13 protein-coding genes and 1 tRNA gene are annotated in these 15,427 nt (G+C 42.3%); 9 read left to right on the top strand and 5 right to left on the bottom strand.

What is annotated here, in order from left to right:
- Positions 1-74 precede the first annotated feature (74 nt).
- From ACILP5_RS06075 to lpdA, 4 genes are all read left to right on the top strand, one after another.
- Positions 75-968: a type IX secretion system membrane protein PorP/SprF gene (locus tag ACILP5_RS06075; protein ID WP_395617763.1), complete on the top strand. Its 894-nt coding sequence runs from the start codon at positions 75-77 to the stop codon at positions 966-968.
- A 252-nt stretch (positions 969-1,220) separates the two neighbouring features.
- Positions 1,221-3,950 carry a 2-oxoglutarate dehydrogenase E1 component gene (locus tag ACILP5_RS06080; RefSeq protein ID WP_395617764.1) on the top strand — a complete coding sequence of 910 codons (2,730 nt, stop codon included), beginning with the start codon at positions 1,221-1,223 and terminating at the stop codon, positions 3,948-3,950.
- A gap of 10 nt (positions 3,951-3,960) precedes the next feature.
- On the top strand, positions 3,961-5,490 hold the full coding sequence (gene odhB, locus ACILP5_RS06085) for a 2-oxoglutarate dehydrogenase complex dihydrolipoyllysine-residue succinyltransferase (RefSeq protein WP_395617765.1): 1,530 nt from the start codon (positions 3,961-3,963) through the stop codon (positions 5,488-5,490).
- 46 nt (positions 5,491-5,536) lie between these two features.
- Positions 5,537-6,943, top strand: a complete 1,407-nt coding sequence (lpdA, locus tag ACILP5_RS06090) for a dihydrolipoyl dehydrogenase (RefSeq protein ID WP_395617766.1) — start codon at positions 5,537-5,539, stop codon at positions 6,941-6,943.
- A 157-nt stretch (positions 6,944-7,100) separates the two neighbouring features.
- Here lpdA and ACILP5_RS06095 read toward each other — a convergent pair whose 3' ends face one another.
- Genes ACILP5_RS06095 through asnS form a run of 5 tightly spaced genes read right to left on the bottom strand, consistent with a single transcriptional unit; the run spans position 7,101 to position 12,233 of the window.
- The gene (locus ACILP5_RS06095) at positions 7,101-8,459 is read right to left on the bottom strand and encodes an MATE family efflux transporter (RefSeq protein ID WP_395617767.1); all 1,359 of its coding nucleotides are present in this window, start codon (positions 8,457-8,459) and stop codon (positions 7,101-7,103) included.
- On the bottom strand, positions 8,459-9,766 hold the full coding sequence (gene murA / locus ACILP5_RS06100) for a UDP-N-acetylglucosamine 1-carboxyvinyltransferase (RefSeq protein ID WP_395617768.1): 1,308 nt from the start codon (positions 9,764-9,766) through the stop codon (positions 8,459-8,461). Before murA ends, ACILP5_RS06095 begins: the two co-directional genes overlap by 1 nt.
- 6 nt (positions 9,767-9,772) lie before the next feature.
- On the bottom strand, positions 9,773-10,438 hold the full coding sequence (locus ACILP5_RS06105; protein ID WP_395617769.1) for a DUF4290 domain-containing protein: 666 nt from the start codon (positions 10,436-10,438) through the stop codon (positions 9,773-9,775).
- Between the two features lie 12 nt (positions 10,439-10,450).
- Positions 10,451-10,801, bottom strand: a complete 351-nt coding sequence (locus ACILP5_RS06110) for a diacylglycerol kinase family protein (RefSeq protein WP_395617770.1) — start codon at positions 10,799-10,801, stop codon at positions 10,451-10,453.
- Position 10,802: 1 nt separating this feature from the next.
- On the bottom strand, positions 10,803-12,233 hold the full coding sequence (asnS, locus tag ACILP5_RS06115) for an asparagine--tRNA ligase (RefSeq protein WP_395617771.1): 1,431 nt from the start codon (positions 12,231-12,233) through the stop codon (positions 10,803-10,805).
- Between the two features lie 133 nt (positions 12,234-12,366).
- On the opposite strand from asnS, the gene rpoN reads away from it, so the two are divergent.
- The 5 genes from rpoN to ACILP5_RS06140 all read left to right on the top strand — a co-directional run bounded on the left by rpoN (position 12,367) and on the right by ACILP5_RS06140 (position 15,361).
- A complete protein-coding gene (rpoN, locus tag ACILP5_RS06120; protein ID WP_395617772.1) occupies positions 12,367-13,794 on the top strand; it encodes an RNA polymerase factor sigma-54 in 1,428 nt (475 codons plus the stop codon).
- 68 nt (positions 13,795-13,862) lie between these two features.
- Positions 13,863-14,138 (top strand): type II toxin-antitoxin system RelE/ParE family toxin, encoded by a 276-nt coding sequence (locus ACILP5_RS06125; protein WP_395617773.1) that lies wholly within the window; start codon positions 13,863-13,865, stop codon positions 14,136-14,138.
- A gap of 1 nt (position 14,139) precedes the next feature.
- A complete protein-coding gene (locus tag ACILP5_RS06130; protein WP_395617774.1) occupies positions 14,140-14,433 on the top strand; it encodes a HigA family addiction module antitoxin in 294 nt (97 codons plus the stop codon).
- Between the two features lie 3 nt (positions 14,434-14,436).
- Entirely contained in the window at positions 14,437-15,213 is a 777-nt protein-coding gene (locus ACILP5_RS06135; protein ID WP_395617775.1) for an enoyl-CoA hydratase/isomerase family protein, read from the top strand.
- A gap of 74 nt (positions 15,214-15,287) precedes the next feature.
- Positions 15,288-15,361: transfer RNA gene (locus ACILP5_RS06140), tRNA-Arg, on the top strand.
- Positions 15,362-15,427 lie beyond the last annotated feature (66 nt).

The following is a 15,427-nucleotide window of genomic DNA, read 5'->3' on the forward strand; positions in this document are numbered from 1 at the left end:
AATAATTCTAAATTTGAATATCCGTTTACAAATTTAATTCCAATCGGGTAATAGGTGTCACATTGTCAGTTTCTATGAAAAAAATTGCTTTTCTTTTATTTCTTTCATTTGCAGTCAATGCTCAGCAGGAATCTTTACGGATGACCTATCCATTTCTACCTTTAACTATTAATCCTGCAGAAGCCGGAGCTACGAAATTTTTTTCAGCCAAAGGTGTTTTTCGCATTAAGCCCCTATTTCAAGTGATAGGTGGAGCTACTTCATCGCAGCAATTTATGAGCATTGATATGCCCTTAAATAAAGGTGACTGGGGTCTTGGATTTTTGGGATTCAATACGGATCAATCCTTTGCAACTTCCTCTGGTCTGATTTCATCTAATTTAGGTTTAGCAGCTGTCTTTTCAAGGCATTGGAATTGGGGTAGGGGACATCAATTTAGTGTAGGGGCAAATGCTGGAATTAATCAATACCCCATTTTAGGGAGATCAGGTACAAGTGAAATGCTTGCTAGTGTGGGAGTAGGCGTTTCCTATCGAAAAGAGGCGTTGACTCTTGGTGTTTCGAAGCCATCAAATCGGTTTGATGGTCTAGGAGATGCTCCATTATTCGTTCAAGCATCCTATTATTTTCCAGTTGCGAATTTGCATACATTAAAATTAGGCACTGTCATTCGAAAGGATCAAGAAACTAAATTTGATTTGAATGCTGTTTTTTGGTACCAAGAAAAAGTTGGAGTAGGGGTGTGGTATCAACAGACCGGTTCTGAGTTTGGGGATCCAGCTTTGTTAGGAACAGTTGAGGTGCCTTTAGGAATTAATTTTAGGGTTGGCTATTCCTATGATTTTCTGGGAAAAAATGTTTCAACACTGGGTTCGACAACGACTAGTGAAGCATCTGGTTTTCATCAAATTTTCATTAGTTATAACCTGGATTTTGGACTAGGTAAATTAGGTCAATTTCGACCTTAAAAGAGTACGGTAATTATTGGTGATTTTAGGAGAAAAAATTGAAATTATTAAAGAATTTTAATGACTCTTTTCTACTAGTTACAAATCCTCAGAAATTTGTGCTCTTGTAGGTAAAAAACCCGGGAGAAATTAGGGTTATTTTGCCGATCAAATAGTAAATTGCGTAGATTTTAGCGTTTATAGGATGTTAGAATTAATACTAAACCAAAACATTGAAACATTTCTTTGGCCTAAAGCCTAGAAAATTAACTTATGGATCCATTTTCCTACGTAGCCAATGCCGACACACAAGTCATAGCTGACTTGTATGAGGCGTACAAACAAGATCCCAATTCAGTAGATAGTTCTTGGAGAGATTTCTTTAAGGGTTTCGACTTTTCTCAAACTTGGTTAGGCGAGGGAGCTCCTGCGGGTGCTGTTTCAGCTGATTCAAGCCATGTTCAAAAGGAAATGGCTGTTATCTCTTTGATTAAAGCCTTTCGATCTAGAGGACATTTGTTATCTAAAACAAACCCCGTGCGGGAGCGCAAGGATCGCAAGCCACGTTTAGATTTGGCGGATTATTCTTTGTCGGAGGCGGATTTAGATACGGTTTTCCAAGCAGGTTCCTTTATGGGTTTAGGCGCTGCCACCCTGCGTACGATTCAAGCTGCTTTACATAAAATCTATGCTGGGTCAGTGGGTTTCGAATATTCGTACATTCGTGATGTTGAACAAAAAGAATGGTTGCGTAACAAGATAGAAAAGGAAGCACTTTCTTTTAAGCCTACTTTTGAAGATAAAAAACACATCCTTCAGAAGATGAATGAAGCAGTTGTTTTTGAGAATTTCTTAGGAACAAAATATTTAGGCCAAAAGCGTTTCGGACTTGAAGGTGGTGAATCAACCATCGCAGGTTTAGATGCCATTATCAACGTGGCCGCGGATGCAGGTGTGAAAGAAGCGATGATTGGAATGGCGCACAGAGGTCGTTTGAACGTTTTGGCAAACATCATGCACAAATCCTACGAGGCAATCTTTGATGGTTTCGAAGGAAATGTACCTAATGAAATTCACGGTGATGGTGATGTAAAATACCACTTAGGGTATTCTAGTAAGCATATTTCTCCAAAAGGAAGTGAAATTTCCTTGAAATTAGCTCCTAATCCATCTCACTTAGAGGCAGTTAACCCCTTAGTTGAGGGTTTCTGTCGTGCGAGTGCAGATGCACATTATGCGGGAGATTACGATAAAGTATTACCGATTTTAATTCACGGGGACGCGGCGGTAGCTGGTCAAGGTATCGTGTACGAGGTGACTCAGATGGCGAAATTATCAGGTTATAGCACAGGTGGAACCATTCACTTTGTGATCAATAATCAAGTAGGTTTTACCACCGATTTTGAAGATGCACGTTCGGCAATTTATTGTACTGATGTAGCTAAGATTATTGATTCACCTGTATTCCACGTGAACGGAGATGATCCTGAAGCGGTTGTTTTTGTGTCACGCATGGCCGCGGAATACCGTCAAGAATTTAACCGCGATGTATTTGTGGATATGGTTTGTTATCGTCGTAATGGTCACAACGAATCAGATGAGCCTCGTTTTACGCAGCCTACTTTGTATGCTAACATTACGAATCATCCTAACCCACGCGAGGTTTATACGCAACAATTAATTAAGAACGGCGAGATCGAGGCGAAATTAGCTGAAGAAATGGATTCAGCTTTCAAAGCAGAATTACAGGCTCGTTTAGATATGGTGAAGCAAAAAGTTAGCCCACCGTATGTTCCATTGAAATTAGATAACCGCTGGTCAGCACTTCGTTTCTCGAATGAAACAGATTTCGACTCGTCCCCTAAGACAGGAATTTCGAAAGAGGTGATTGATCAAGTAGCAAAAGCTTTGACATCCTTGCCTGAAGGATTTACAGCGCTGAAGCAAATCGAAAAAGTAATCGCTGACCGTAAAGGATATTTCGAAAAAGGTCAGTTAAACTGGGCAACGGCTGAATTACTGGCATATGGTTCTCTTCTTTTAGAGGGCAAGCCCGTTCGTTTATCTGGTCAAGATGTGCAGCGCGGTACGTTCTCTCACCGTCACGTCGTATTACACGATGCGAATACCAATGAGAACTATAATTCTTTGAACCACATTAAAGAGGGTCAAGAGAAAGCGCAGATCTATAATTCCTTACTTTCCGAGTACGGTGTATTAGGTTTTGAGTTTGGTTATGGTTTAGCTAATCCAGATGCTTTGGTTATCTGGGAAGCACAGTTTGGTGACTTCGCAAATGGCGCTCAAACCATGATCGACCAATTCGTTTCTTCACACGAATCGAAGTGGGGTACCCAAAATGGTTTAGTGATGTTATTGCCTCATGGTTATGAGGGCCAAGGTCCAGAACACTCTAATGCTCGTCCAGAGCGTTTTTTGCAGTTATCAGCTGAAAACAATATGGTAGTGGCGAATTTAACAACGCCTGCGAATATTTTCCACGCTTTACGTCGTCAATTGACTTGGGATTTCCGCAAGCCTTTGGTGGTGATGTCGCCTAAGTCGATCTTCCGTCACCCGAAAGTAGTTTCGCCTATCGAAGAGTTTACGAAAGGTAAATTCCAAGAGGTAATTGGAGATAGCTTTGCTGATAAATCTAAAGTGAAGAAGGTATTACTTTGCTCTGGTAAAGTATATTTCGATTTATTAGATCGTCAAGAAAAAGATAAGCGAAAGGATGTGGCGATTGTTCGTATCGAGCAATTACACCCATTCCCAACAAAGCAAGTAGACGCAGAATTAGCGAAATACAAAGGTGCTGATGTTTATTTTGTACAAGAAGAGCCAGAAAATATGGGCTACTGGTCGTATGTGATCCGTGAATTTGGCTGGTCTAAATTCAAAGGTTTAGTAGCGCGTAAAAAATCCGCTTCTCCTGCGACTGGATTCTTGAAAGTACACGTTGTAGAGCAAGCAAACCTAATTAACAAAGCATTCGAATAATAGAATTATTATGGCTATAGAAATGAAAGTGCCCGCTGTGGGCGAGTCGATTACAGAAGTGACCGTTGCCACTTGGAACAAGAAGGAAGGCGATCACGTGAAATTAGACGAGGTTTTGTGCGAATTAGAATCGGACAAAGCGACCTTTGAATTGCCTGCAGAGGCGGAAGGTGTGTTGCACATTGTGGCCAAAGAAGGCGATGTGCTTCCGATTGGCGCAGTTATCTGTACAATCGAGGTAGGTGGCGCAACAGCTTCTGTGAAAGTGGCAGATGCTCCGGCAGCGGCAGTTGTTCCGGCTCCAGCGCCAGCCTCTCTAGCTCCTGCAGCTGCTTCTGGTCCTGTTTCGGTGTTAGAAATCAAAGTTCCAGCCGTAGGGGAGTCGATCACGGAAGTGACAGTTTCTGTTTGGAATAAAAAAACAGGGGATAGCGTTTCTTTAGACGAAGTTCTTTGCGAATTAGAATCAGATAAAGCGACTTTCGAATTGCCAGCAGAAGCTGCGGGTGTTTTAGAAATCGTAGCTGAATCTGGAACGGTAGTTCCGATTGGTGGAATTTTAGCAAGAATCACGGTAGGTGCTGCGGTTGCAGCTGCTCCTGCTCCAGTGTCTGCAGCTCCAGTGGCTTCAGCTCCAGCTTCATCCGGTGATGCATCATATGCAGCTGGTCACCCATCTCCAGCAGCAGCAAAAATATTAGACGAAAAAGGAATTTCAGCTGCTTCGGTAGCAGGTTCAGGAGTAGGAGGTCGCATCACGAAAGAGGATGCGGTTTCAGCCGTTCAGCCAGTTTCAGTACCGGCTCCAGCTCCAGCGGCTGCTGCACCAGTTGTAGCACAAGGCGGAACACGTCGCGAAAAAATGAGCTCATTGCGTAAGACAGTGGCTCGTCGTTTAGTGGCAGTGAAGAATGAAACAGCGATGTTGACGACGTTTAACGAAGTGGACATGAAACCTGTGATGGATCTTCGCGGTAAATACAAAGATAAATTCAAGGAGAAACACGGTGTAGGTTTAGGATTTATGTCCTTCTTCACAAAAGCCGTATGTGTAGCTTTAAAAGAGTTCCCTTCTGTGAATGCAAAAATTGATGGTGACGAAATCGTTTTCCACGATTATTGTGATATTTCGATCGCCGTTTCTGCACCTAAAGGATTAGTAGTTCCGGTCATCCGTTCTGCTGAGAACTTATCCTTAGCCGGAATCGAATCAGAAGTGGTTCGTTTAGCAGGTAAGGCACGCGAGAACAAATTGAGCTTGGAAGAAATGAGCGGAGGTACCTTTACGATCACGAATGGTGGGGTATTTGGATCGATGCTTTCGACTCCGATTATCAACGCACCTCAGGTCGCAATTTTAGGTATGCACAATATTGTAGAGCGCGCAGTGGTAGTGGATGGTCAAATTGTAGTTCGTCCGATTATGTACCTTGCGTTATCTTACGATCACCGCATTATCGATGGTCGTGAGTCTGTAAGCTTCTTAGTTCGCTTAAAGCAGTTACTAGAGGATCCAGCTCGTTTATTATTAGACATTTAATTAATTGAATAGGCCTTAGCGGGCCTATTCGCTTTCAATCGCCTATATGCAAGAATTTGATGTAGTTGTTATTGGTTCAGGCCCTGGTGGATACGTTTCGGCGATCCGTGCCTCTCAGTTAGGTTTTAAAACCGCCATTGTGGAGAAATATGCCGTGATGGGTGGAACCTGTTTGAACGTAGGTTGTATTCCTTCCAAAGCCCTTTTAGACTCTTCAGAGCATTATTACAATGCTGTGCACAGTTTTTCAGAGCATGGAATTGACGTCGCGAAACCTAAAATCAATTTTACTCAAATGATCGCTCGCAAGACGGGTGTTGTTGAGAAAATGAACGGAGGAATCACGTTTTTGATGAAGAAGAATAAGATCACGACCTTCCACGGTTTGGGATCATTTGACTCATCTAAAACGGTGAAAGTGACGAAAGAAGACGGTAGCTCTGAAGTTTTATCAGCGAAGAATATCATCATCGCTACAGGTTCGAAGCCTACAATTTTACCTTTCATTCCAGTAGACAAGGATCGCATCATCACTTCTACAGAGGCCTTGAAAATGAAAGAAATTCCGAAGCATTTAATCGTGATCGGTGCCGGAGTAATTGGCGCTGAGTTAGGATCGGTATACGCTCGTTTAGGTTCCAAAGTTTCTTTCGTCGAATTCGCAGATAGTATGATTCCGACGATGGACAAAGCGATGGGAAAAGAATTGCAAAAGTCAATCGCTAAATTAGGCGCAGACTTTTACTTATCACACAAAGTGACTTCCGCAGCTGTAAAAGGCAAAGAAGTAACCGTGAAAGCCCAAGATTCGGCTGGAAAAGAAGTGGAGATCAAAGGCGATTATTGCTTAGTTTGTATCGGTCGTCGTCCGTACACAGATGGATTGAACCTTGCTGCGGCAGGTTTGACAGCTGATGAGCGTGGTCGCATAGCAGTCGATGAGCATACCTTGCAAACATCCGTTCCAGGAATCTATGCCATCGGTGATGTAGTTCGTGGAGCGATGTTAGCGCATAAAGCAGAAGAGGAAGGCGTTTTTGTGGCAGAAGTGATTGCAGGCCAAAAACCTCACATCAACTATAATCTAATTCCAGGAGTTGTTTACACCTGGCCAGAAGTGGCTTCTGTAGGTAAAACTGAACAAGAATTGAAGACAGCAGGTATTGCTTATAAAGAAGGTTCATTCCCGTTCAAAGCTTTAGGTCGCGCAGTAGCGTCTATGGATGTCGATGGATTATGTAAAGTTTTAGCCGATGCTAACACAGATGAAATTCTAGGTGTTCACATCATCGGCGCTCGTGCGGCAGATATGATCGCAGAAGCAGTCGTTGCTATGGAATTCCGTGCTTCCGCTGAAGATGTAGCTCGCATGTCTCACGCTCACCCGACGTATACGGAGGCAATGAAAGAGGCTTGCTTGGCGGCTACGGCGAAGAGATCGTTGCATTCTTAATATAAAGAATAGAGCATAAAGCACAAAGAATAAAGTTTGAATCGCCTTAGGCGATGAATTTATGGAATGTAATTTAACATTTCACAATACTAAAAAAGGGCTCGAATTTCGAGCCCTTTTTGCATACTTTATACTTTATGCTTTATTCTTTGTGCTTTTACTCCACTTCCAACTCCTCAAAATTCACTTTAGTCGCCCGTACATAAAACCGCCACGAAAGCAATGCCGATGAACAAACTAAACTAGCCGTTAAGCCCACCCAAATGCCTACGGCACCTACTTTTTGGTAAATACCGATATAGTAACAAAGTGGAATTCCGACAGCCCAATAAGAGATCACGGTGATTGCCGTAGGGATTTTATAATCTTGTAATCCGCGTAATAATCCGAGTGATACGGCCTGTATGCCATCAAATAATTGAAAAATTGCCCCCCAAACCACCAGGGTGACTGCAATGGTAATGACAGGTATCTCTTGTGTATAACCACGAACTAGGTATTCACGACCGAAGAAAAAGACCAAAGCACATGCTCCCATAAATAAAATGGAGAGCACAAGTGCAGCCTTTCCGGATTGAATAATCCCGGAACGATTTCGTTCACCGATGGCAGTTCCTACATTAATTCCACCTGCGACTGCGATTCCAGTTGCCATCATGTACGTTATGGAAGCCATATTAATGGCGACGATATGCGCTGCTTGCGCGGTAACAGAAATCCAACCCATCATGACAACGGCCATCCCAAAAGTGGCGATTTCAAAGAAGCCTTGCATTCCAGAAGGAATTCCGATGCGAAGAATATTTTTTTCTAATACATTCTTCACCTCATGCACATGGCCTTTACGCAGATACGGTTTAAACTCTTCCCTTGTAAACACATAAATGGCTAATGTCCCCGCCATGAATATACGGGACAGTAAGGTGGAAATGCCTGATCCGAATAAACCTAAGGCAGGTAATCCCCATAAACCATTGATCAATAGATGGTTGCCGAATACATTTAAAGCCAAGGCTATAATGGTAATTGTCATTCCTACCGTTGTCCGTTGGAGCCCATCCATGAAGCTTTTCAAGGCAATGAACCAGAATATGGGTAAAACCGAAATAGATATTAAACTTAAGAAGGGTAGGGTCAACGCTTTGTTGGCCGCTGTTTGCCCGAACAAATCGTAGTTCAAACTAACGATATAGGTTATTAGGATGGTGATTAAGCCTAAAAAGGTGGCTACTCGCAGGTTAGCTCGCAATAGATTACCGCATTCGGATTTATCTCCTTCAGCGACGGCTTTAGAAATCATCGGAGATACAATTTGTATACAGATGATGCCTATAATCGCGATGGTGAAGAATATGGACTGCGCCATTCCAGCAGCCCCCAGGCTTTCGGCGGCACCGGTGGACATTTGGCCTACTTGAATCGTGTCGGCTAGACCCATTAACATAACGCCCAATTCCCCTACCACGATGGGTAAGGCTAATTGGACGGTCTGTTTTATTTTAGAAAGAAGGGACATTAGATACGCACGATTTCTGCGCCGATGGCGTTCAGACGCGTATCAATGTTTTGGTAACCACGGTCGATTTGTTCGATGTTATCGATGATCGAAGTTCCATTCGCAGACATTGCAGCGATTAAAAGGGAAACACCCGCACGTATATCAGGAGATGACATACGGATTCCTTTTAATGTTTGCTTGCGATCGAAACCAACTACTGTTGCACGGTGTGGATCGCAAAGGATGATTTGAGCACCCATTTCGATCAAACGATCGACGAAGAATAGGCGTGATTCGAACATTTTTTGGTGGATTAAGACCGTTCCTTTGGCCTGAATCGCTGTTACTAAAATGATCGATAATAAATCCGGTGTAAAACCTGGCCACGGGTGGTCAGAAATCGTTAACATCGATCCATCGATGAAGTTTTCTAATTCGTAATGCTCTTGAGAAGGGATGAAAATATCGTCTCCACGGAATTCCATTTTGATACCTAATTTCTTGAATACCTCTGGAATGATGCCCAGTTCAGGAATTTGGCAGTTCTTAATCGTAATCTCCGACTGAGTCATCACCGCTAAACCGATGAATGAACCGATCTCGATCATATCCGGAAGCATCGTGTGCTCCGTTCCGTGTAAAACGTCAACACCTTCGATGATCAACATGTTAGAACCGATACCGGAGATTTTTGCTCCCATACGGTTTAACATCTTGCTTAATTGCTGTAAATAAGGCTCACAAGCGGCATTGTAGATCGTTGTTTTGCCTTTGGCTAAAACCGCAGCCATTAAAATATTTGCTGTACCAGTTACCGATGCCTCATCTAAAAGCATGTAAGCCCCTTGTAATTCAGAAGCATCTACTTCGTAGATTCCGCCATCCTCCGGGCTATAGTTGAACTTCGCACCAAGCTTCATGAAACCAAAGAAGTGGGTATCCAATCTTCTGCGACCAATTTTATCTCCACCTGGCGAAGGAATACGACCTTTTTTGAAACGTGCCAAAGTAGGTCCTAAAAGCATTACTGAACCACGAAGGGCAGCTGCTTTTTTCTTATACGTATCTGAATCTAAGTAATCAATATTAACTTGAGAGGCATCGAATTCAATGCTTGACTCGGATAAACGACGCATGCTTACGCCCATATCGCCTAATAAATCAATTAGTTGATTTACGTCGCGAATGTTCGGGATGTTGTGAATGGTCACAGGCTCTGCTGTTAAAACCACGGCACACAAAATTTGTAATGCTTCGTTCTTTGCTCCTTGAGGAGTAATTTCTCCTTTTAATCGGCGGCCACCGGTTACTTTAAATGATGCCATAAATGATTACTTATTTTTACGGAAATTGTTATTTCGGTTGTTGTTATTGTTGCTTCTAAAGTTGTTCTTCCGGTAATTATTGTTCCGGTTATTGTTGTTGCTATTCGGATATTCTGGTGCGTTATAGGCGTTTCTGGCGTTATTTGCCACTTTTGCATGACCTAAACCTTCTTGTGAAAGCTCGTCTACAATAGTGCCTAATAAGTTTTCAGACATCTCTTTGATGTTTTGCCAAATCACCGCATCGTCCACCGATTCCTTATTCCAGGTGACGTAAAAACCTTTCATTAAGCGGGCAATATAAGCCACTAAAATCTTTTTGTCTTCTACCTTTTCCTCTGCAATCGCTCGTAGAATTAATAGTTCTACATTACGGCCGTAATGTTTAAATTTCAAATTATGCTGATTGTAAGCGACTTTACGTGGCGCTTTTCCCAATGATTCTGGTGATGGGGAAGGGAAAGGGCCCTGCACATTCAATTCAAAATTAGACATGATGTATAAATCATCCCAAAGCTTCTTCGAATAGTCTTGGCTATTGTCTTTCATATTCGGGTGAATTTGTTTCATCACCTCGACCATCAAATAAGCGTATTTTGTCCTTTGCTCTTCATCCGCAATGGTCAAAATGTAATTCACTAATTTTTGAACACTCGATCCGTATTCTTTCATATTTGGTTGCTTTTAAAGCATTAAATTCAATAAAATGCGCGGAACTGCGACAAGCAAAAAGACGATAATTGCCCATATCGCCATCACTAAAACGGCTCCTGCGGCATAATCTTTAGCCTTCTTCGCTAACTCACTTTGCTGCGGTGAAACCATGTCCGTAATTCTCTCTAAAGAAGAATTTAACAATTCTGCCACCCAAACCCCTGCCACTGCTAAGGAAATCCAAAGCCATTCTGACGCCTCAAAACCCACCTTCCAGCCCACATAAATCACGACCGCTGTGCTCACCAAATGAAAACGCGCATTGCGCTCATTCTTGATGAGTTCCACTAGTCCATTCAATGCGTGCTTTAAACCAAACATCTTAAAATTCAGCTGTTTTAGGAGTACGAGGGAAAGGAATCACGTCACGTATATTGCTCATTCCGGTCACAAATAACACTAAACGCTCAAATCCAAGTCCAAAACCAGCATGCGGCGCAGAACCGAATTGACGCGTTTCTAAGTACCACCAAATAGATTCTTCCTCAATTCCCACCTCTTTCGTTCGTTGCAATAGCTTCGCGTAATCGTCCTCTCTTTGAGATCCACCGATGATTTCACCAATACCCGGGAATAAAACGTCCATCGCGCGAACCGTCTTTCCGTCCTCATCTAACTTCATGTAGAAGGCTTTGATGTCTTTCGGATAGTTCGTTAAGATAACCGGTTTTTTGAAGTGTTTCTCCACTAAATAGCGCTCGTGTTCTGACTGAAGATCGATTCCCCATTCTACTGGATAAACGAATTTGCCATTTTTATGTGCCTTCGAATTCAATAAAATGTCGATGGCTTCGGTATAAGTTAAGCGTTCGAATTCGTTTTCTGTCACGAAACGTAATTTCTCTGACAGACTTAATTCCGATTGCTCTTCTTTCTTTTTGTTCTTTTCCTCTTCGATAAGGCGCTTTTCTAAGAAAGCAATATCGTCTGCACAATTATCTAAAGCGTATTTGATACAGAATTTAGTGAAGTCTTCCGCTAAATCCATGTTGTCTACTAATTCATTGAAGGCTACCTCTGGCTCGATCATCCAGAACTCAGCTAAGTGGCGAGTGGTGTTCGAATTTTCTGCACGGAAAGTAGGGCCGAAGGTATAGACTTTGGACAAAGCCATAGCCCCTAATTCGCCTTCTAACTGGCCAGAAACCGTTAAATTAGTCTCTTTTCCAAAGAAATCTTCTTTGTAATCGACCTTACCTTCTTCCGTTAACGGAGGATTAATTGGGTCCAAAGTCGTCACACGGAACATCTCTCCAGCTCCTTCCGCATCTGATCCCGTGATGATAGGCGTGTGCAAATAGAAGAAACCGTTGTTGTTGAAATAGGTATGAATCGCATAAGCCAACGCGTGGCGAATACGTAAAATCGCAGAGAACGTATTCGTACGTGGGCGTAAATGCGCAATCTCACGTAAGAACTCTAAAGAGTGCTTCTTAGGCTGTAAAGGGTATTTTTCTGGATCAGCTGTTCCGTAAACCTCGATGGAAACGACTTCCACTTCTACGTTTTGACCTTGTCCTTGAGATGCAATTAATTTTCCCGTAACGGCGATACAAGATCCAGTAGTCACTAATTTCAACGTTTCTTCTGAAACAGTTCCCTCGGATACCACCGCTTGAATATTATGGATGGTCGATCCATCATTGATCGCAATAAACGCGACAGAAGAGGAAACTCTTTTCGTACGAACCCAACCTTTCACGACGATGCTTTGCTGCGTGGGTGTTAAACGTAGTATTTCTTTGATTTGCATAAATGACTCGGGCAATATAAATAAAAAGGCCTCAATAGAGGCAATAACCCTCAAAAATACGGATAAAAAACCGATTTATTTTATTTATTTGTAATTAAAAATCGGCTTATCTTTGGAGTAGATTATTTAGACAATGCAGGGATTATCCTTAAAACAGAATCAACAACAGAACCTCTCGCCGCAACAGATACAGTATATCAAGTTGTTGCAGATTCCTACGGCTGAATTAGCGGCTAGGATCGAGGAGGAATTAGAGGATAATCCAGCATTAGAGGAAGGTTTAGATCATAATGAGGAGCAAGAACCTCGAGAAACCTTAGATGATTTGGAGCGCGAGGAGATGGAAGTGGGGGATTACCTGCAAGATGATTATGCTGGCTATAAGATGGCTGGGGATTCGTATGATCCCAATGAGGAGACGCGGGAACGCCCTTTGGCAACCGAATCCAGCACCCAAGAATATCTATTAAACCAAATCCGTTACGTCGTTCGAACCGAGCGCGAGGAGGTTTTAGCACAACAAATCATCGGTTCCTTGGAAGAGGACGGCTATTTGCGCCGAAATATCGAAAGCATCGTGAACGACCTAGCCTTTACCCAAGGCTTTGAGACAGATTACGATGAAGTAGAGCAGGTCTTATTCAAAGTACAATCGCTAGACCCAGCTGGTATTGCCGCTCGTACCTTACAGGAGTGTCTTTCCTTACAACTGCACCGCAAAGAGTCAGACGCACCGGCTCATTTGACGGCCATACGTTTAGTGGATGATTTTTTTGAAGAGTTTTCCAAAAAGCACTTCAATGTTTTACTCTCCAAACTATCCATCACAGAGGAGGAGCTCAAAAAGGCGATGCAAGTCATCACCCATTTGAATCCCAAACCAGGTGGAGGAGACGACGCACCCATTGCTCCTTATTTACAGCCTGATTTCATCATTACAAATCAAAACGGAAAGATCGAAATCAAAATCAACGGAAAAAACGCCCCAGAACTTCGCGTTTCCCGTGCTTTCCAAGAAATGTTGCAGACCTACGACAAAGGCGATAAACAGCAAAAGGATATCAAAGAAGCAGTAACCTTTATCAAACATAAATTAGACTCCGCTTCCTGGTTCATTTCTGCTATTCAGCAGCGCCAGGGTACATTGATGAAGACCATGGAGAGTATTGTGGCGAAGCAATATGACTTTTTCCTGACGGGCGATGAGGCCGTATTAAAGCCGATGAAGATGAAGGAAATCGCTGCAATGATCGAAATGGATATTTCCACAGTTTCTCGTGTGGTTTCGGCGAAGTCAGTACAGGCTGATTTTGGCATCTATCCCCTAAAATACTTCTTCTCAGAAGGCATCACTCACGAATCAGGCGAGGATTTCTCTACCCGGGAAGTGAAGAATATTTTGCGTGAGATCATCGAACAAGAACCGAGCGCTGAACCTCACTCCGACGAGGATTTAGAGCAAATATTACTCGAACGCGGCTTCGTCGTGAAACGCAGAACGGTGGCTAAATACCGCGATCAATTGGGTATTCCGGTGGCTAGGTTGAGGAAACATTTATAAATCAATTTCTTGATTAGGATTTCATTTTTATTTACTTACCTTTGAAGTTAGTAACGTGATGCGTCATTATGATCAAATCCTTCGGTTCTAAAGAAACTTTAAAAATTTGGAATGGAGAGAGGTCTAAACGCTTACCATTTGAAATTCAAGAAATTGCGCGTAGAAAATTACGTATGATTCAAGCGTCAGAGAATATAAATGACTTACGAATTCCGCCAGCGAATAGATTGGAAAAACTCTCTGGATCGGAATTTCATAGTATTCGCATAAACGATCAATGGCGAATTATTTTTAAATGGATAAATGGATCAGCGGAAGAAGTAGAAATTGTAGATTATCATTAATATGGAAAATTTGAAAAATATACATCCTGGAGAGATTTTAATGGAGGAATTTCTGCTTCCTATGGGCATTTCTGCCTATCGACTTGCGAAAGAAATTAATATACCCCAAACGCGTATTTCAGAAATATTAAAAGGACGACGTCGAGTGACGGCGGATACAGCCTTGCGTTTGTCTTTGTTTTTTGGTAATTCTGTAAAATTCTGGATGAGTTTACAAGATGATTATGATATTGAAGAAGAATTGAGATTAAAGAAAAATGAATTTGATTTGATACGTAAATATGAATTTGCATAAGTTATGACTTTCAACTATCTAAAGCTCCACCGCAACGGTCCAATCTGGACCTTGACCTTACACCGCCCTGAGGTATATAATGCCTTAAATACTGGATTAATTCACGAGATCAGAGAAGTGGCTGAAGCAGCTCAGATCGATGACGAGGTTCGAGTCCTAGTTATTACGGGCGAAGGTAAGGCCTTTTGTTCCGGTGCAGACTTAAAATCAGGAGTGGCTGACCCTAACTTGGGAAATGTGTTGCGCTCTACCTATAATCCAATGATTTTAGCTTTACGTGGTTTGAATAAACCCGTTATTGGTGCCATTAATGGTGTTGCAGCTGGTGCAGGTTGTAGTTTAGCCCTAGCCTGCGACTATCTGATTGCTAAAGAGGATGCCTATTTTTCTGAATTATTTGTCCAAATAGGTTTAGCCATGGACGCTGGTTCCACTGCCTTTTTAATGCAGTCTGTAGGTTATCACCGCGCATTTGATTTAGCGACAACAGGACGTAAAGTAGGAGCCAAGGAGGCAAAAGAAATAGGATTAGTGGCGGAGGTGGTTTCTGACTCAGATTTTGAGTCTAAGGTACACGAAACTGCGGTTGCCTTCTCAAAGAAAGCCACTCTAGCCATTTCTTTAATGAAGCGTAGTTTGCAACGAGCTTATAATCAGGATTTAGCAGCAACTCTTGCATCAGAAGCAGACGAACAAACCATCTTAGGGCATAGTGAAGACTTCGCAGAAGGCGTAATGGCCTTTATGCAAAAAAGGGCTCCTCATTTTAAAGGGAAATAATTTTTGCAAAATATTAGAAGATAGTTTTTCATTTTACCAAAGAAATTCTACCTTTGCAATCCCGAAAGGGCAATGGTTGCGTAGCTCAACTGGATAGAGCATCTCACTACGGATGAGAAGGTTTGGGGTTCGAATCCCTACGCGACCACTGAAAAAAGACCTGTACGATAGTGCAGGTCTTTTTTATTTTTTCTTCTATCTTTAACCCAACCTA

Origin of the sequence: Aquirufa sp., from assembly GCF_044239315.1 — a bacterium.
GTDB lineage: Bacteria > Bacteroidota > Bacteroidia > Cytophagales > Spirosomataceae > Aquirufa.

Coding starts and splice junctions, on each gene's coding strand:
- ACILP5_RS06075 (WP_395617763.1), top strand. CDS start 75: ATGAAAAAAATTGCTTTTCTTTTATTTCTTTCATTTGCAGTCAATGCT.
- ACILP5_RS06080 (WP_395617764.1), top strand. CDS start 1,221: ATGGATCCATTTTCCTACGTAGCCAATGCCGACACACAAGTCATAGCT.
- odhB (WP_395617765.1), top strand. CDS start 3,961: ATGGCTATAGAAATGAAAGTGCCCGCTGTGGGCGAGTCGATTACAGAA.
- lpdA (WP_395617766.1), top strand. CDS start 5,537: ATGCAAGAATTTGATGTAGTTGTTATTGGTTCAGGCCCTGGTGGATAC.
- ACILP5_RS06095 (WP_395617767.1), bottom strand. CDS start 8,459: ATGTCCCTTCTTTCTAAAATAAAACAGACCGTCCAATTAGCCTTACCC.
- murA (WP_395617768.1), bottom strand. CDS start 9,766: ATGGCATCATTTAAAGTAACCGGTGGCCGCCGATTAAAAGGAGAAATT.
- ACILP5_RS06105 (WP_395617769.1), bottom strand. CDS start 10,438: ATGAAAGAATACGGATCGAGTGTTCAAAAATTAGTGAATTACATTTTG.
- ACILP5_RS06110 (WP_395617770.1), bottom strand. CDS start 10,801: ATGTTTGGTTTAAAGCACGCATTGAATGGACTAGTGGAACTCATCAAG.
- asnS (WP_395617771.1), bottom strand. CDS start 12,233: ATGCAAATCAAAGAAATACTACGTTTAACACCCACGCAGCAAAGCATC.
- rpoN (WP_395617772.1), top strand. CDS start 12,367: ATGCAGGGATTATCCTTAAAACAGAATCAACAACAGAACCTCTCGCCG.
- ACILP5_RS06125 (WP_395617773.1), top strand. CDS start 13,863: ATGATCAAATCCTTCGGTTCTAAAGAAACTTTAAAAATTTGGAATGGA.
- ACILP5_RS06130 (WP_395617774.1), top strand. CDS start 14,140: ATGGAAAATTTGAAAAATATACATCCTGGAGAGATTTTAATGGAGGAA.
- ACILP5_RS06135 (WP_395617775.1), top strand. CDS start 14,437: ATGACTTTCAACTATCTAAAGCTCCACCGCAACGGTCCAATCTGGACC.